The sequence below is a fragment of the Vibrio sp. 970 genome (assembly GCF_033339075.1).
Genome location: NZ_JAWOTW010000016.1, coordinates 105778 through 122702 on the forward strand (window position 1 = coordinate 105778; position 16925 = coordinate 122702).

At 45.8% G+C, this 16925-nt stretch carries 15 protein-coding genes; 2 read left to right on the forward strand and 13 right to left on the reverse strand.

The features are described from left to right. Window positions 1-38 precede the first annotated feature (38 nt). The 8 genes from R7Q11_RS20245 to leuS form a co-directional block, all read right to left on the reverse strand. Entirely contained in the window at window positions 39-842 is an 804-nt protein-coding gene (locus R7Q11_RS20245) for a septal ring lytic transglycosylase RlpA family protein (RefSeq protein WP_017635670.1), read from the reverse strand. Window positions 843-844: 2 nt separating this feature from the next. Then, window positions 845-1966: a rod shape-determining protein RodA gene (rodA, locus tag R7Q11_RS20250; RefSeq protein WP_005384128.1), complete on the reverse strand. Its 1122-nt coding sequence runs from the start codon at window positions 1964-1966 to the stop codon at window positions 845-847. Next, window positions 1966-3882, reverse strand: coding sequence for a penicillin-binding protein 2 (mrdA, locus tag R7Q11_RS20255; RefSeq protein WP_005384126.1), 1917 nt, complete (start codon window positions 3880-3882; stop codon window positions 1966-1968). Before mrdA ends, rodA begins: the two co-directional genes overlap by 1 nt. A 29-nt stretch (window positions 3883-3911) precedes the next feature. Further along, window positions 3912-4382 carry a 23S rRNA (pseudouridine(1915)-N(3))-methyltransferase RlmH gene (gene rlmH, locus R7Q11_RS20260; RefSeq protein WP_017821762.1) on the reverse strand — a complete coding sequence of 157 codons (471 nt, stop codon included), beginning with the start codon at window positions 4380-4382 and terminating at the stop codon, window positions 3912-3914. Window positions 4383-4386: 4 nt separating this feature from the next. After that, a complete protein-coding gene (rsfS, locus tag R7Q11_RS20265) occupies window positions 4387-4704 on the reverse strand; it encodes a ribosome silencing factor (protein ID WP_005373015.1) in 318 nt (105 codons plus the stop codon). Between the two features lie 88 nt (window positions 4705-4792). Further along, window positions 4793-5812: a DNA polymerase III subunit delta gene (gene holA / locus R7Q11_RS20270; RefSeq protein WP_005384123.1), complete on the reverse strand. Its 1020-nt coding sequence runs from the start codon at window positions 5810-5812 to the stop codon at window positions 4793-4795. Window positions 5813-5817: 5 nt separating this feature from the next. Then, the gene (gene lptE / locus R7Q11_RS20275) at window positions 5818-6357 is read right to left on the reverse strand and encodes an LPS assembly lipoprotein LptE (RefSeq protein WP_005384122.1); all 540 of its coding nucleotides are present in this window, start codon (window positions 6355-6357) and stop codon (window positions 5818-5820) included. 152 nt (window positions 6358-6509) lie between these two features. Beyond that, entirely contained in the window at window positions 6510-9083 is a 2574-nt protein-coding gene (gene leuS, locus R7Q11_RS20280; protein WP_005384121.1) for a leucine--tRNA ligase, read from the reverse strand. 153 nt (window positions 9084-9236) lie between these two features. Between leuS and R7Q11_RS20285 the strand changes: the two genes are divergently transcribed. After that, window positions 9237-9707 carry a zinc ribbon-containing protein gene (locus R7Q11_RS20285; RefSeq protein ID WP_005373024.1) on the forward strand — a complete coding sequence of 157 codons (471 nt, stop codon included), beginning with the start codon at window positions 9237-9239 and terminating at the stop codon, window positions 9705-9707. An 84-nt stretch (window positions 9708-9791) separates the two neighbouring features. On the opposite strand, the gene lnt is transcribed toward R7Q11_RS20285, so the two are convergent. From lnt to miaB, 5 genes are all read right to left on the reverse strand, one after another. Beyond that, window positions 9792-11309 (reverse strand): apolipoprotein N-acyltransferase, encoded by a 1518-nt coding sequence (lnt, locus tag R7Q11_RS20290; RefSeq protein ID WP_054576929.1) that lies wholly within the window; start codon window positions 11307-11309, stop codon window positions 9792-9794. 32 nt (window positions 11310-11341) lie between these two features. Beyond that, complete coding sequence (gene corC, locus R7Q11_RS20295; RefSeq protein WP_005384118.1) at window positions 11342-12241, reverse strand: CNNM family magnesium/cobalt transport protein CorC; 900 nt, start codon at window positions 12239-12241, stop codon at window positions 11342-11344. A gap of 105 nt (window positions 12242-12346) precedes the next feature. Then, the gene (gene ybeY, locus R7Q11_RS20300) at window positions 12347-12811 is read right to left on the reverse strand and encodes an rRNA maturation RNase YbeY (protein WP_005373030.1); all 465 of its coding nucleotides are present in this window, start codon (window positions 12809-12811) and stop codon (window positions 12347-12349) included. 2 nt (window positions 12812-12813) lie between these two features. Then, window positions 12814-13911 carry a PhoH family protein gene (locus tag R7Q11_RS20305; RefSeq protein ID WP_005373033.1) on the reverse strand — a complete coding sequence of 366 codons (1098 nt, stop codon included), beginning with the start codon at window positions 13909-13911 and terminating at the stop codon, window positions 12814-12816. Window positions 13912-13984: 73 nt separating this feature from the next. Beyond that, window positions 13985-15409, reverse strand: a complete 1425-nt coding sequence (gene miaB, locus R7Q11_RS20310) for a tRNA (N6-isopentenyl adenosine(37)-C2)-methylthiotransferase MiaB (RefSeq protein ID WP_005373038.1) — start codon at window positions 15407-15409, stop codon at window positions 13985-13987. A 257-nt stretch (window positions 15410-15666) separates the two neighbouring features. On the opposite strand from miaB, the gene R7Q11_RS20315 reads away from it, so the two are divergent. Then, window positions 15667-16845, forward strand: a complete 1179-nt coding sequence (locus R7Q11_RS20315) for a 2-octaprenyl-3-methyl-6-methoxy-1,4-benzoquinol hydroxylase (RefSeq protein WP_064369039.1) — start codon at window positions 15667-15669, stop codon at window positions 16843-16845. Window positions 16846-16925: the final 80 nt, after the last annotated feature.

A 16925-nucleotide genomic window follows, 5' to 3' on the forward strand; every position in this document is an offset into this window, starting at 1 on the left:
TGTAAGAGGGGGATCAAAGAGAAATTCATGACACGAGGTCATTTGGCAGTGTTGTGTTTTTTAATAAATGCAGACGAATAGCCGAGCAACTTTACTTTATCTAATGTGGCTTGCGTCAGGGAATAGTCAGTAAATGGCCCTAACAACAAGCGATAAGACTCTTTCGCACTCTCTAGGAAAGTTTCTGTATCCAATTTTTGACCAAGCTCGGTACCTAAAGTTCGCGCGCGTTCTTCATTTTTTGATGATGCCACTTGAATAACGTACCTAGGGTGCGCTTCTAATGACTTTTTATCCGTGGGCTGATTGATACTGATCACTTCAATTTCCACGTTCGCGGTGCCTGTTTTTATGACATCTAACTTGTGCGCGGCGGCATAGCTTAAATCAATGATACGGCCATCGTGAAAAGGACCTCGGTCATTAACTCGTACTATGGTGGTTTTGCCGTTGTCAGTATTGGTAACTTTTACGTAACTTGGTAACGGTAGCGTTTTATGCGCTGCCGTCATTGAGTACATGTCATAGATTTCGCCATTAGAAGTCAAATGACCTTGGAATTTTTTCCCATACCAAGATGCTCGGCCTTTTTCTTTAAAGCCTTTCGCATTGCGAACTATTTTGTAGTCTTTGCCACGTAAGTGGTAATCTTTGTTCCCACCTAGGCTGTACGGTTCATATTTAGGATGCGCATCCTCGATGTGTTCGACTGAAAGCGGTGTATCCGGTGCAACATCGGATTCGAGTTCGTAACGGCCTTCTTGTTCTTTTTGGCTAGTTGATGAACAGCCTGCCAAAATAAGAGCAGAGAAAACCAAGGAATATAAAGCGCGTTTTTGCATGTCTAGGTCGCCTTAGAGAATGCTTTTCGGTGCGTATGAATCGACATCAGAATACCAAAACCAGCCATCAAGGTTACCATTGATGTGCCGCCATAACTGATGAGTGGCAACGGTACACCTACTACAGGTAGGATGCCACTTACCATGCCAATATTTACAAAAATATACACGAAGAAGCTGAGTACAATACTGCCTGCCATCATTCGTCCAAATGCGGTTTGCGCTTGGCTGGCGAGATATAAACCTCGTCCAATAATAAATAGATAGATGGCTAAAAGGCAAAGGAAGCCAATCATACCCCATTCTTCAGCAATTACTGCAAAGATAAAGTCAGTGTGTCGTTCAGGAAGAAATTCTAGTTGTGACTGCGTACCTTGCAACCAACCTTTGCCGGAAATACCGCCGGAGCCAATCGCAATTTTACTCTGAATAATGTGGTAGCCCGCTCCTAGCGGATCAGACTCCGGGTTAAATAGAGTACGAACTCGCACTTTTTGATACTCTCGCATCAAGAAAAACCACAGAATTGGAATGAAACCACCTAATGCAATCGCAGCACCAGCAATTATTTTCCAGCTAATGCCTGCGAGGAAGATAACAAAAATACCGGAAGCCGCGATCAGGATTGAGGTACCTAAGTCAGGCTGTTTTGCAATGAGAATGGTTGGTAAGCAGACCATAATCAGTGCAACAATGAGTGTTCTTAGCGTTGGTGGGAGGGGCTGTCTACCAACATAGCGAGCTACCATTAATGGCACCGCGAGCTTCAATAGCTCTGACGGTTGAAAGCGCACAAAACCGAGGTTAAGCCAACGCTGCGCGCCTTTCGATGCTTCACCGAAAAACAGCACGCCGAAAAGCAGTATAACGCCACCAACGAACATCAAAGGTGCCAAGCTTTCGTAAGTTCGTGGAGAAAGCTGTGCAAGGACGAGCATCACAACGAGTGAAAGCACCATTCGCATGGCTTGGCGATCCATCATCAGTAAACTTTGGCCACTGGCGCTGTACATGATCACCAGGCCAAACCCCATCAGGGCCAGTATGCCAAGTAGGAGTGGTAAGTCGATATGGAAGCGTTCAAACAGGGCGCGATTTTTACCTGTAGAGGGATCCATCTTCATTACTGTTTTACCTCTTTCTTCGCATTGTTTTCAGGCTCAATTTCTTCTGGACCAAGAACGACTCGGTCAAAAATTTTCCTTACTACTGGGGCACCGTTACTAGAACCACCACCGGCATTTTCTAGTACTACAGTGACGACCACTTTAGGATCATCAAATGGTGCAAAGCCAGTAAATAACGCATGGTCACGTAAGTGCTCGGCGATCTCATCGGCGTTGTACTCTTCGTTTTCACCCAGACCGAAGACCTGTGCAGTACCTGATTTACCCGCTGTTTCATAATTCATTTTGTAGAATGAGCGACGAGCTGTTCCGCGCGTGCCATGGTTTACCCGACGCATGCCTTCTTTCGCCATATCCCAGTACTTTTTAGGCACATTCTTGATTGGTGGGTAAGTCACGTATTCTGTCGTTTGCTGCTCTTCGAAGTCGTTACCATTTTCTATCGTCGCTTTGAGCAAGTGAGGTGCGATCACTTCTCCCTCGTTTACTAATACGGAGGTTGCTTTGGCGATTTGCATTGGTGTTGCTGTCCAATATCCTTGGCCGATACCCACAGGGATCGTATCACCTTTATACCATGGGGTTTTATGGCGAGACATTTTCCAGTCACGAGTCGGCATATTCGCCTTACTTTCTTCGTAGATATCAATGCCAGTGTAATCACCAAAACCGAACATCATCATCCAATTCGAAATACGGTCAATACCCATGTCATAAGCGATTTGATAGTAGAAGGTATCAACAGACTCTTCGATCGACTTAATGATATCGACGCGCCCGTGCCCCCAACGCAACCAGTCACGAAACGGGCGTGTGTTGGAGTTTGGTATGCGCCAATAACCAGGGTCATTTCGTGTGGTGTTAGGTGTGACGACACCTTCTTGCAGCGCGGCTACCGCCATAAATGGTTTGATGGTAGACGCAGGAGGGTAAATGCCAAGTGTAGTGCGGTTGACCAAAGGACGGTTTTTATCGTTCAAAAGGGCGCGATAGTCTTTACCTGAGATTCCGTGCACGAACGAGTTAGGATCGTAGCTAGGGCTCGAAACCATAGCCAGTACGCCGTTGTCTCTAGGATCGATTACTACAGCACTGCCTCGGCGGCCGTCCAATAATTGGTGTACGTACAACTGCAAGTTGATATCAAGGTTTAAAACGATGTCTTTTCCGGGTACAGGTGGAACGTACTTTAAGGTACGAATTACTCGGCCGCGGCTGTTTACCTCGACTTCTTGATATCCGGCTGTACCGTGTAAGAGGTCTTCGTAGTATTTTTCAATACCCAGCTTACCAATGTCGCGAGTGGCTTGATAGTTTGCGTCTTTTTCTTCTCGGATCAGGCGCTGCATGTCGCGATCATTGATTCGAGAAACATACCCAATCACGTGGGTTAAGACTTCGCTGAAAGGGTAGTAGCGCTTTAAGGTCGCACTTATTTCCACACCTGGAAAGCGGTACTGATTGACGGAGAATACCGCTACTTGTTTTTCGTTCAGTTGGGTAAGCAGTGGGACCGATTTAAATCGACGAGTCCGTTTACGCTCGTGGTGGAAACGTTCAATCTGGTCTGGTGTAATTTCCAGAATAGTCTGTAATTCTTGGATGGTTGCATCAATGTCTTTAATTTTTTCTGGGGTCAGTTCTAAGTTAAAGACGGGACGGTTCTCTGCCAGTAAAACGCCATTTCGGTCATAAATTAGACCTCGGTTAGGCGCGATAGGCACTACTTTGATGCGGTTATCGTTCGAGCGGGTTTGATAGTCTTGAAACTGGTTCACCTGAATGTTGTACATGTTGGCAACCAGAGCTCCCATCAAGACAACAATGCCGATAAAAGCAACAATAGCGCGGCTGGCAAACAGACGCGCTTCGGCTTGATAATCTCGGATTTGACTGCGTCGTTTACGAATCATTAACGCTTGGCTCTAAAGTTAAACAACGATTATTCGCGATGATAAGGGTGGTTAGCGGTGATGCTCCACGCTCGGTACAAGCTTTCTGCCATTACGATACGCACTAGAGGGTGGGGTAGCGTTAAGGCAGACAATGACCAGCTTTGGTCTGCTGCAGCTTTGCATGCAGGAGCGAGTCCTTCAGGACCGCCGATTAATATTGATACATCACGGCCATCTAATTTCCAAGCTTCTAACTGCTCAGCGAGTTGAGGAGTGTCCCATTTTTTACCTGGGATATCTAACGTGACGATACGGTTGCCTTTTGGTACCGCCGCGAGCATCGCTTCTCCTTCTTTTTGCAGGATGCGAGCGATATCGGCATTCTTACCACGCTTACCAGCAGAGATTTCAATCAACTCCAACGGCATATCATGCGGGAAACGGCGACGATATTCTTGAAAGCCTTCCTCAACCCATTTTGGCATTTTTGTGCCAACAGCAATTAGTTGAATTTTCAAAAGATTAACCCCAGAGTTTTTCTAGCTGGTAGAGTTCGCGGTGCTCTTCTTGCATCACGTGAAGCATGGCGTCGCCCATATCTAGGACTACCCATTCACCTTCGTTTTCACCTTCCATTCCTAGTGGCTCAAGACCGGCTTTTTTCACTTCTGTTGCAACATGGTCAGCGATGGATGAAACGTGGCGTTTGGATGTACCAGTACAGATGATCATGTAATCTGTCACGCTTGATTTATCTTCCACATTTAGGACGATAATGTCTTCCGCTTTCATGTCGTCGGCTTTATCAGCTAAAAAGTCTTTCAGTTCTTCGCGAAGCACTCGGTTTTCCTCGGTTTGTCTCTTATCTCTAAAGTGTTTTACATTCTTGCTTGCAAAACAGGTCGCGCACTATATCACGCTTTGATTTTTAAATTGCCAGCTTAATATCAGGAGAGCAGGTTTCTAAGCTCAACTGATGAATAGTTGGCCATACAGACTCGTCATACTGAGTTTTGGCTTTTATCTCGGCTTGAGCCAACAAGGAGAGCAATGCACAAATACGACTCGCTGATAAGCGGGTCAGTGCTGCGTTATAGAGTGGACGCTTGTTTTGCCAAACTCGATATTTCTCAAATACCTGGTTCATTCCCATTTGAGTTAAGTCTTGATGCATATTTAAAAGTTGGCTCAACTCTTTTTGTACACTTCGAATCAAGATCACGGTCTCAACCCCTTCCGCCTCAAGTTGGCGAAGAATACGTTGTGCACGGTTTGCTTTACCTGCCAGTAAGGCGTCGATCCAGTTAAAGGTAGTGAAGTGATTATGGCGACTTAGGGCTTCCTCTAAACGTATGATGGTCAGCTCACCATCCGGATAGAGTAGGGCCAATTTCTCTAAGCTTTGTGTCAATGCAAATAGGTTACCTTCATGCCATTGAGCCAACATTTGCAGTGATTGTTGATCGGGTTTTAGTCCCAACGTGCGGCAACGTGTCTGAATGAACATAGGTAAGCGTTGTAGATCTGGCGACAAGCAGCTTACCCAATCGCCTTTTGAGCTTAATGCTTTGAACCATTTCGCATTTTCTTGGGCTTTGGTCAGTTTGCTACCAACAATGACGAGCATGATGTCATCATGAAGCATATCACACAGTGTTTGCAGCTCTTTGCTGACGGCGGTTGTCACGCCACTTTCAGGAATTTCAAGCTCAATCAGTTGACGGTTTGAAAACAGGCTCATCGCTTGGAAACAGTCGTAAACTTGATTCCAGTCGATGCTAGCATCCACCGCAAAACGGTGTTTTTCCTCAAAACCTTGCTGAAACGCTGCCTTTTGGATTGCTTGGCGGCTTTCTTGAATCAGTAACGGCTCATTACCAAAGATTAAGTAAACCTGTTTAACTTGTTTAGTTAAGTGATCCGTTAGCTTATCGGCATAAATTCGCATAGTGACTAAGAGTTTTTGTTCGCTGGCTCAGAGATTTGTCCTGCTTCATATTCGGCACGAATACGGCCCAACTGGCGCATCATCTGTTTTGCAGCTTGCAAGCGCATCTCGTCTTCAATTACGTCACGCTCAACAGATTTTGCAAGTGCGGTCAACGGGTTGTCTAGGTAGTTGCGGTTTACTGTTGTCGTAAAGTTTTTAGAACCATAGCCAGGAATTGTCACACGGTATTTTACTACGTATGTCAGCTCTTTTTCTGCTGCACGGCTATTTTGATAAAGCGATAGTGTACGCTCATCGATTGTCGCTTCCGTCAAATGAAGGTTGGGTACCGTCGATGATGGTTGAACAAGTTCAACTTTGTTCAGTTCGAGTTGAGAGCGAACATAGCGAGTTAATTCACTGTATTCATCGTAGCTGGAGAAAGACATAGTGTGCAGCTCTTCCGGTACGGAATACTCGCCGCGAAGGTGAAAACCACAGGCAGAAAGAAGCCCCGCTAATACCAATACCACTGGTAGTTTAATCAAAGAGAAAAAGCGCATTGATTGTATTCATCCTAAATTGAAGGGGTTATTTACCTTAAACCACTCATGTGAATGGTTTGAGGTAAATAAACAGGGTAGCGAACTACCCTGTTTAATGACTCTTGGTTAACAAATAAGTTCGCTAAACAGAGACAAATTGCAAGCTGTGATTAGTTTGCAACGATGTTCAGCAGTTTACCTGGAACGTAAATAACTTTACGAATAGTCAGGCCATCAGTGAACTTAACCACGTTTTCGTCGTTTAGACCAAGCTGTTCGATATCGTCTTTAGAGATATCAGCTGGGACTGTTAGCTTCGCACGTAGCTTACCGTTAACTTGAACAACGATAGTTTTTTCGTCTTCAACTAGCGCTTTTTCGTCAAACGTCGGCCATGCCGCGTTATCAATGTCTGTTTCACCTAGTGCTGCCCATAGCTCGTATGAGATATGCGGAGTGATAGGGTAAAGCATGACAACAATAGCTTTCAGTGCTTCGTCAAGGATTGCACGATCTTGCGCAGATTCTTGAGGCGCTTTCGCTAGTTTGTTCATCAGCTCCATTATCGCAGCGATCGCGGTGTTGAATGTTTGACGACGAGCGATATCGTCCGTCACTTTCGCGATAGTCTTGTGAACGTCGCGGCGAAGTGCTTTTTGATCACCAGAAAGCGCTGAGGTATCTACTGCTTCTGCTGCGCCTTTCGCTGTGTGCTCTTTAACTAGTTTCCAAACACGTTTTAGGAAGCGGTTCGCACCTTCTACGCCAGACTCTTGCCATTCAAGTGTCATGTCCGCTGGAGACGCGAACATCATGAATAGGCGTACTGTGTCAGCGCCGTACTTGTCTACCATTTCTTGAGGGTCGATACCGTTGTTCTTAGACTTAGACATCTTGATCATGCCTGAGTGCGTTACATCACGACCTTCAGTGTCTTTAGCAGAAGTAATGCGGCCTTTACCATCACGTTCAACGGCTACGTCTGTTGGAGCTACCCACTCTTTGCCGCCTTTCTCGTTCTCGAAGTAGAACGCATCAGCCAGTACCATGCCTTGACACAGTAGTTGCTTGAACGGTTCGTCAGAAGTTACGTAACCCGCATCGCGCAGTAGTTTGTGGAAGAAGCGTGAGTACAGTAGGTGCATACAAGCGTGCTCGATACCACCGATGTACTGGTCTACTGGTAGCCAGTAGTTTGCTTTTTCTGGATCTAGGATGTCGTCTGCTTGCGGTGAACAATAACGCGCGTAGTACCAAGAAGATTCCATGAATGTATCGAACGTATCTGTCTCACGTAGAGCAGGTTCGCCGTTAAAGGTTGTCTTCGCCCACTCTTTGTCTGCTTTGATTGGGCTGGTTACGCCGTCCATTACCACGTCTTCTGGAAGAATCACTGGTAGTTGGTCAGCAGGTACTGGGTGAACTTCACCGTCTTCAGTCGTTACCATTGGGATTGGTGCGCCCCAGTAACGTTGACGAGATACACCCCAGTCGCGTAGACGGAAGTTTACAGTCTTAGTGCCTTTGCCTTCTGCTTCTAGCTTCGCTGCAATTGCATCGAACGCCGCTTGGAATTCGAGGCCGTCGAATTCACCTGAATCGAACAGTACACCTTTCTCTGTGTATGCTGCTTCAGAGATGTCTAGCTCGCTGCCATCAGCAGGCTTGATAACAGGCACGATGTCTAGACCGTACTTCGTTGCGAACTCGTAGTCACGTTGGTCGTGCGCAGGTACAGCCATTACCGCGCCTGTACCGTAGTCCATCAGTACGAAGTTTGCTACGTATACTGGTACTTCGCGGCCGTTCAATGGATGAATAGCAGTAAGGCCAGTTGCCATACCTTTCTTCTCCATTGTCGCTAGCTCAGCTTCTGCAACCTTGTTGTTCTTACATTCGTCGATAAACGCTGCAAGCTCTGGATTGTTCTCTGCTGCAAGAGCTGCAAGAGGGTGGCCGGCTGCGATACCCACGTAAGTCACACCCATTAGCGTATCTGGACGTGTTGTGTAAACTTCTAGGTCTTGTTGACCCTTAACTTCAAACTTCAGTTCAACACCTTCAGAACGACCAATCCAGTTGCGCTGCATGGTCTTCACCATTTCAGGCCAACCTTCAAGCTTGTCTAAGTCGTCTAGTAGCTCTTGAGCGTACTCAGTGATTTTGATGAACCATTGAGGGATTTCTTTTTGCTCTACAGGCGTATCACAACGCCAGCAACAACCGTCTTCAACCTGCTCGTTTGCAAGAACAGTTTGGTCGTTAGGACACCAGTTAACAGAAGAAGTCTTTTTGTAAACTAAACCTTTCTCGTAAAGTTTAGTGAAGAACTCTTGTTCCCAGCGGTAGTACTCCGGTGTACATGTTGCGAATTCACGGTTCCAATCGTAACCAAAGCCTAGAAGCTTAAGTTGGTTCTTCATGTATTCGATGTTTTCGTAAGTCCAAGGTGCTGGCGCAGTTTTGTTTTTTACTGCTGCGTTTTCTGCAGGTAGACCGAATGCGTCCCAACCGATAGGTTGCATCACGTTTTTGCCTTGTAGGCGTTGGAAACGAGATACTACATCACCGATAGTGTAGTTGCGCACGTGACCCATGTGCAGTCGACCACTTGGGTATGGGAACATGGACAGACAGTAGAATTTTTCTTTATTTGGGTCTTCACTTACAACAAAGGTTTTGTTGTCATCCCAGTGCTTTTGAACTTTTTGTTCAATATCTTGTGGGTTGTATTGTTCTTGCATCGATGGTATCCGTTATCTTGGAATTTGTGAGTTCGGTTAGAACAGACTTAAATAGATCGTCATAGAATACCTAAAGCTAGGGATCACAACAATAGCCAATCTGTACCCATGCGCCCTTAAGTGACGCAGGTAGGAGAAAGATGGAGGTCAGTTATGCCTAAACGTAAAACAGGTTATGAGGAAATGCTCGAGGATGTGATTGAAACCTTGAAGCACAGTCCGGAAGAAGTTAACAAAGCGATTGAGACGTCGGGCAAAGTGGTGGATGCTGCTAATGACTTGACCAAAGATGAATTAGCTTTAATCAAAGCGTACCTTAAAGCAGACTTAAAAGAGTTTTCAGAGAGTTACGAGGATAGCAAAAGCGGCCCGTTTTACTTAACGATTGCGGACTCGATATGGCAAGGGCTGTTAGAGATTACTGACCGAACTAAAGTTGAGTGGGTTGAGTTGTTCGATGACTTAGAGCATCAAGGGCTATATGAAGCAGGAGAGGTGATAGGCTTAGGCACTTTAGTCTGTGATGAGTGTGGTCACAAGACAACGTATAACCACCCAACTGTAATCATTCCGTGTATTAAATGTGGTCACAAAGGCTTTACTCGTCAGTCATTAAAGCCATAAATGGCGCGTAACGACAGTATAATGCTATGAATAAAAAAGAGGCTTAGTCGCCTCTTTTTTGTCTTTTCTACTTTCAAGCTGTTATCAGCTCTGTTTTCTTCTTAAGCCGAAAGCCAGCGCTAAACTTAACCCAACCCAAATATACAATGGCCAAGTACCAAGGACTCGATATGGCGTTTGTCCATTGGTTGGGGTGAGCTCTGCGCGCAGTACTGCAGTTTCAAACTGCGGTACTTGCTCAACGATTTTACCTTTGTGATCGGTTACCGCTGTTAATCCGTTGTTAGTCGAGCGGATGAGCGGTTTACCTAACTCTAAGGCACGCATACGGGCGATCTCCATATGCTGAAGAGGACCGATAGAGTGACCAAACCATGCATCATTTGAAAGCGTTAGAATGAAGTCTGTTTCGTCAGTCACATTTTGACGCACTTGCTCATTAAAGATGATCTCATAGCAAAGCGCTGGTGCCATGTGCATGCCATTCGCAACGATGTTTGGCTGCACAAAAGCCCCACGGCTAAACGACGACATCGGTAGGTTAAAGAATGGCGCTAATGGGCGCAAAATATCTTCAAATGGTACAAACTCACCAAACGGTAGTAGGTGATGCTTATGGTAACGTTCGCTTAAATCGAAGCTGTAGTCACCGTATGGTGTGATGCCGAGGGACAGAATACTGTTGTAGAACTGTCGGTCTTCAGCTTGGTTGACGACACCGGTGATGATTGCGCTGTTATTCATTTTTGCAGCGCTGTCGATATTGCTCAAAAATGAAGGCACTTCAATTTCAAAAGCGGGAATTGCTGCTTCTGGCCAAACGATAATGTCTGCATCCCAGTTTTCACGAGTTAAGTCAGCGTACTTCATGATGGTTGGCCAGCGTTGACTTGGTAGCCACTTTAGGTTCTGGTCTACGTTACCTTGAATCAGCGCGAGCTTAGTCGTGTCTTCTGGTCGGGGTGTTACCCAATCGTAGTTGCGAATCCCAAAGCCAGTACTGAGTAATACCGCAGGGATAATCACCATCAGCCACTGCTTATGAATCCATGCATAGGCTAACGCCCCTGCGCTGATAAGGATAAATAGAGTAAGCAGTTCTACGCCGCCAATTGGTGCAAAGCTTGCGAGTGGAGCATCTATCTGGCTATAGCCTAGCCACAACCAAGGGAAGCCGGTCATCACCCAACCACGCAACCAATCACTTATCAGCCATAAAGCAGGTGCAGCGAGAAGTGCTTTTGTGAGCGTAAATTGAGGAAACAGCTTGTTGTTGAGCCAAGCAAATAAGCCTGAATAAACAGCCAAGTAGGCAACAAGTAAGCCCATTAAAAATAAATTGGCAATGAGCGGCATACCGCCAAAACCGGAGATACTGACGTAAACCCAGCTAACGCCAGTTGCAAATTGACCTAACCCCCAAGCATAACCAATCCATAGTGCGCGTTTCGGAGTTTGGTTAGCAAGAAGAATCAGTAGAATTGCAGGGCTAAGAATGGCAATAGGCCACAGCTGGTAAGGAGCGAAAGCGAGTGTAGTAGAGGCGCCAACAAAAGCGGCCACTAAGGGCCGCTTAAGGCGATGAAAGAGTTCATTCATCATTGTAATTTCTGAGATTCCCAATGGGTATCGCGTTACTCTTGAGTGGCTTCAACCAGGGTTTCTTCGTCTGGGATCGTCACTTGGAGTTGAATGACACGACGGTTATCGGCAGCGGTGACTTTGAAGTTGTAGCCTTCAATTTCAACCAGTTCACCACGAGAAGGTAAGTGACCAAAGGCAGTCATGACCATACCACCAACGGTATCAACTTCCTCATCGCTGAAGTTGGTTCCGAATGTCTCATTAAACTCTTCGATGGTTGTCAGCGCTCTGACAGCAAACGTATGCTTGCTCAGCTTACGAATGTCCGTCTCTTCACTTTCATCGAATTCATCTTCAATATCCCCGACGATTTCCTCAAGGATATCTTCAATGGTCACAAGACCAGAAACACCACCGAATTCATCGACAACAATGGCCATATGATAACGTTCTTCACGGAATTCTTTCAGCAGTCGATCAACGCGTTTACTTTCCGGTACTACAACCGCTGGTCGAATGACTTCTTCGATATCAAATGGATTACTGCCTGAGCCTAAGTATTTAAGTAAGTCCTTCGCTAGAAGTATGCCTTCCACATGGTCTTTATCTTCGCTGATCACAGGGTAGCGAGAGTGTTGAGCATCGGTAATCAAAGCAACCAAGGTATCAAGGTCGTGAGTACGCTCAACGGTAACCATTTGCGAACGCGGGATCATAATGTCACGCACACGCATTTCGGAGATTTCCATAACACCTTCGAGCATATCGCGAGTGTCATGGTCAATCAGGTCGTTAACTTCAGAGTCGCGGATAACATCCACAAGCTCTTGGCGATCTTTTGGTTCGCCCTGAAATAGTTGACCTAGACGTTCAAAGAAGGACTTTCTACTCGGACCTTCTGCCTTTTCTTTCTTATCTTCGTTAGAAGAGGGAGAATTATCTTCGTTCATTGTTTCTCAATTAAGTAACGCTATCAGAAGTGTGATAGCACACATAGAGAGGCGAACACGAGAGTCATTTAGGTGGTTCGCCTTTCCCTGTCGAGTGGCCAATAGCTACTCTTTTTCAGCAATGTAAGGATCTTCATAACCCATACCTTGCATGATTTCGGTTTCGAGGGACTCCATCTCTTCGGCTTCGTCATCCTCTATATGATCATAACCTAGCAGATGCAAGCTGCCATGTACAACCATATGCGCCCAATGTGCTAGCAGAGGCTTGCTCTGTTCAACCGCCTCTTTTTCAACAACTTGGCGGCAAATAATCAAATCACCAAGTAAATCTATTTCCATACCAGGAGGTGCTTCAAATGGAAACGACAACACATTAGTTGGTTTATCTTTGCCGCGATACTCATGGTTGAGCGTATGACTTTCTTGTTCATCAACAATACGAATGGTGACTTCGGCTTGTGGCTGGAAGAGAGGAATTGTCTTATCTAGCCACAATTGGAAATCTTGCTGCGAAGGCAGACCTTCTTCATTTTCGACTGCCAGTTGCAGATCAAGTTCAATCGCCATGATTATTCCTTAGTTGAAGCAACTTGTGCATTCAGTTCGGCTTTTGCTGCTTCTAGTAACTTCGCATCGCGTTCTTCACGACGGCGTTTCTCGAACTCTTTACGCTCTTTCTGGTCTTGTGCTTCCCACTTCTCGTACGCGTTAACGATACGAGCAACCACAGGGTGACGTACAACGTCGTCGGCTAAGAAGAAGTTAAAGCTGATGTCGTCAACTTCGCTTAGTACTTCAATAGCATGACGAAGACCCGATTTCGCACCACGAGGTAAGTCAATCTGCGTGACATCACCAGTGATAACCGCGCGAGAGTTAAAACCAATACGCGTTAGGAACATCTTCATCTGCTCAACAGTGGTGTTCTGACTCTCATCAAGAATGATGAAGGCGTCGTTTAGAGTACGACCACGCATGTAAGCAAGAGGAGCAACCTCAATCACGTTACGTTCAATCAGCTTCTCTACGCGCTCAAAGCCCAGCATTTCAAATAGGGCGTCGTATAGCGGACGTAGGTATGGGTCGACTTTCTGGCTTAAATCACCAGGCAGGAAGCCCAATTTCTCACCAGCTTCAACCGCTGGACGAGTAAGTAGAATACGGCGGATCTCTTGGCGCTCTAGTGCGTCAACAGCTGCTGCTACAGCAAGGTAGGTTTTACCTGTACCAGCCGGGCCAATACCAAAAGAAATATCATGCGTGACCATGTTAACCAAGTACTGCGCTTGGTTTGGCGTACGTGGTTTGATCACACCTTTCTTGGTTTTGACGAAGACTTCTTTACCATGCTCGATGTTAGACTCAGTATTCTGCTCAAGAACACCAGACTCTTTGATCGCTAGATGGATTTGCTCAGGCTCAATATCTGGGATCTCACCTCGTACAGGTGCGGTATCAACATATAGAGTTTTCAGGATATCCAGCGCAGCTGATGCGGTATGAGGTTTACCGACAATCGTAAAGTGGTCACTACGGTGGTTAATTTCAACGCCTAGACGACGTTCTAAATGCTTGATGTTGTCATCGAATGGACCGCACAGGCTAGCTAGTCGGCGGTTGTCTGAAGGTTCTAGGTTAATTTCTAGAGTTACGATTTTATTGCTCAATGTTGCCTCTCATTTTTTGCCACTTAGTGAGAGCCTGATAACGACCAGGCTCTCTATGGCTATTTATACGAGCTTACGGCGTAAAAGTAGCTACACCCAGCTCATCTTCGCGACGTGTTTTCGCCATCATCTGCGTTGGGGAAATCACACTACGAAGATCCATGTCTTTTTCAGTACGTACTAGCTCACCACGCAGTGAGTTTGCAAATACGTCTACGATCTTCACATCAACGAACTGACCAATTAGGTCTGCACTACCTTCAAAGTTTACTACACGGTTGTTTTCTGTACGAGCGCGTAGTTCCATTAGGTTTTTCTTCGAAGGACCTTCAACTAGAACACGTTGTTCTGTGCCAAGCATTAAGCGAGAGTAACGCATCGCTTGAGCATTGATAGTTTGCTGTAGTTCGTAAAGGCGCTCTTTCTTCACTTGTTCTGACACATCACAAGGGTAATCCGCTGCCGGCGTACCTGGACGTGGAGAGAAAATAAAGCTGAAGCTCATGTCAAAGTCTACATCTTTGATTAGCTTCATGGTGTCTTGGAAGTCTTTGTCTGTCTCACCAGGGAAACCAACAATAAAGTCTGAACTGATTTGGATATCAGGACGAGCTTTACGCAGTTTACGGATGATCGATTTGTATTCGATAGCGGTGTGAGGGCGTTTCATCATCGTTAGGATACGGTCACTACCACTTTGCACAGGTAAGTGCAGGAAGCTCACAAGTTCTGGCGTATCTTCGTATACTGCGATGATGTCGTCTGTGAATTCTAACGGGTGGCTCGTCGTGAAACGAATACGGTCGATACCATCGATAGACGCAACCAAACGAAGCAGTTCTGCAAATGAACAGATCTCACCATCGTGCATAGGACCACGGTACGCGTTTACGTTTTGACCCAGAAGGTTTACTTCACGTACGCCTTGTTCAGCAAGTTGGGCGATTTCGAACAGTACGTCATCCATTGGACGGCTTACTTCTTCACCACGAGTGTACGGTACGACACAGTAAGTACAGTACTTAGAGCAGCCTTCCATAATAGAAACGAATGCTGTCGCACCTTCAGCGCGAGGTTCAGGTAGGCGGTCGAATTTTTCGATCTCTGGGAACGAAATGTCCATAACTGGTGCATCATCGGACTGAGATTGTTTGATCATCTCAGGTAGGCGGTGCAAAGTTTGTGGGCCAAAAATAACGTCAACGTATGGTGCACGTTCACGAATATGGTCACCTTCTTGCGTTGCTACACAACCACCTACACCGATAACTACGCCAGGTTTTTTATCTTTTAGTGTTTTCCAGCGGCCTAGCTGGTGGAAAACTTTCTCTTGCGCTTTTTCACGGATCGAACAGGTGTTAAGTAGAAGTACGTCTGCTTCCTCTGGCTCTTCCGTCAGCTCGTAGCCGTTTGCAGCATTAAGCAGGTCGGCCATTTTTGATGAATCGTATTCGTTCATCTGGCAGCCCCAGGTTTTAATTAGCAGTTTCTTACTCATCTCACTTTCGCTCGTTCAGTTGTACTTAAATCGGAGAGCTATTGCTCAAATTATAGCCGCCATCACGGCGGTAAGCGGCGTATTGTACTGCTTTAAAAAGCACCTGACTAGTGATCTAGCTAATTCTCTGCAAAGCCTGATGAAATCTAGTTTTTCGCCCTATGCTGAACAAGGTTTTTTGTTAAACAATTTTGTAAAAGTAGCCATGGAAAGTACAATAAAAAACGCCAATTAATCAGCACGATGAAGAGTGAAAAATGAACAAGTATGACATCGCCGTGATCGGTGGCGGTATGGTCGGGGCAGCCGTCGCTGTTGGATTTGCCAAGCAGGGCAGAAGCGTTGTCTTGGTCGAAGGTACAAAACCTAAAGTTTTTGATGCCGCTCAGGCGATGGATATTCGTGTATCTGCAATCTCGCACCAGTCGGTGGAGTTACTTGATTCACTCGGAGCATGGTCAGAGATCAAGAGCATGCGAGTTTGTCCTTATCGGCGCTTAGAAACTTGGGAGCACCCAGAGTGCCGTACTCGTTTTCACTCTGATGAATTGTCATTGGATCAGCTAGGTTACATCGTTGAAAATCGCCTAATCCAATTAGGTCTTTGGCAAGTCTTCTCTAAGTATGAAAATCTAACCGTGATGTGTCCTGAGCGATTAAAAGCCATTGAGTTTGCAGATGTAAATCTTGTGACACTAGAAAGTGGGGCGCAGTTTGAAGCTAACTGGGTGATTGGTGCTGATGGTGCAAACTCTAAAGTTCGTCAATTGGCTGGAATTGGTGTAACTGCGTGGGATTACCGACAACACTGCATGTTGATTAACGTGAAAACAGAATTGCCTCAGCAAGATATTACTTGGCAACAATTTACACCTTCAGGCCCACGTTCATTTTTACCTCTGTGCTCTTTGAGTAATGACGATGGTCAAATAGTAGGCCAAGGTTCTTTGGTTTGGTATGACTCGCCTAAACGTATTAAACAACTGTGTGCGATGGGTAAACCTCAACTAAGGGAAGAAATCTTACGTCATTTCCCTGCAGAATTAGGCGATATTGAAGTTTTACAGTTTGGCTCATTCCCACTCACTCGTCGTCATGCGCAAAGCTACTCAAGCAAAAATTGCGTATTAGTGGGTGACTCTGCCCATACGATCAACCCGCTTGCAGGGCAAGGGGTAAACTTAGGCTTCAAAGATGTAGACGTTCTCCTTTCGGTAACAGAACAACAAGAAAAGCTGGAAGATACCTTACTCGCGAAATACGAACGCGCACGTCGACCTGACAACTTACTCATGCAGACGGGCATGGACTTTTTCTATAAAGGTTTTAGCAACGATCTAGGGCCATTGAAGTTCGTACGTAATGCTGCATTGAAGCTTGCTGAAAACTCAGGGCCAATTAAGGCTCAAGTACTGAAATACGCGTTAGGTATGTAGTAAGTGACCCGTCCTGATATGGGTTGACACTTTTTAACTAAAACGCTCGATGTACTTCATCGGGCGTTTTGTATTTTAAA

Excerpts from the sequence above, each read along its gene's own strand:
- R7Q11_RS20245 (WP_017635670.1), bottom strand. The coding sequence starts at position 842 with ATGCAAAAACGCGCTTTATATTCCTTGGTTTTCTCTGCTCTTATTTTG.
- rodA (WP_005384128.1), bottom strand. The coding sequence starts at position 1,966 with ATGAAGATGGATCCCTCTACAGGTAAAAATCGCGCCCTGTTTGAACGC.
- mrdA (WP_005384126.1), bottom strand. The coding sequence starts at position 3,882 with ATGATTCGTAAACGACGCAGTCAAATCCGAGATTATCAAGCCGAAGCG.
- holA (WP_005384123.1), bottom strand. The coding sequence starts at position 5,812 with ATGCGAATTTATGCCGATAAGCTAACGGATCACTTAACTAAACAAGTT.
- lptE (WP_005384122.1), bottom strand. The coding sequence starts at position 6,357 with ATGCGCTTTTTCTCTTTGATTAAACTACCAGTGGTATTGGTATTAGCG.
- leuS (WP_005384121.1), bottom strand. The coding sequence starts at position 9,083 with ATGCAAGAACAATACAACCCACAAGATATTGAACAAAAAGTTCAAAAG.
- R7Q11_RS20285 (WP_005373024.1), top strand. The coding sequence starts at position 9,237 with ATGCCTAAACGTAAAACAGGTTATGAGGAAATGCTCGAGGATGTGATT.
- lnt (WP_054576929.1), bottom strand. The coding sequence starts at position 11,309 with ATGATGAATGAACTCTTTCATCGCCTTAAGCGGCCCTTAGTGGCCGCT.
- corC (WP_005384118.1), bottom strand. The coding sequence starts at position 12,241 with ATGAACGAAGATAATTCTCCCTCTTCTAACGAAGATAAGAAAGAAAAG.
- ybeY (WP_005373030.1), bottom strand. The coding sequence starts at position 12,811 with ATGGCGATTGAACTTGATCTGCAACTGGCAGTCGAAAATGAAGAAGGT.
- miaB (WP_005373038.1), bottom strand. The coding sequence starts at position 15,409 with ATGAGTAAGAAACTGCTAATTAAAACCTGGGGCTGCCAGATGAACGAA.
- R7Q11_RS20315 (WP_064369039.1), top strand. The coding sequence starts at position 15,667 with ATGAACAAGTATGACATCGCCGTGATCGGTGGCGGTATGGTCGGGGCA.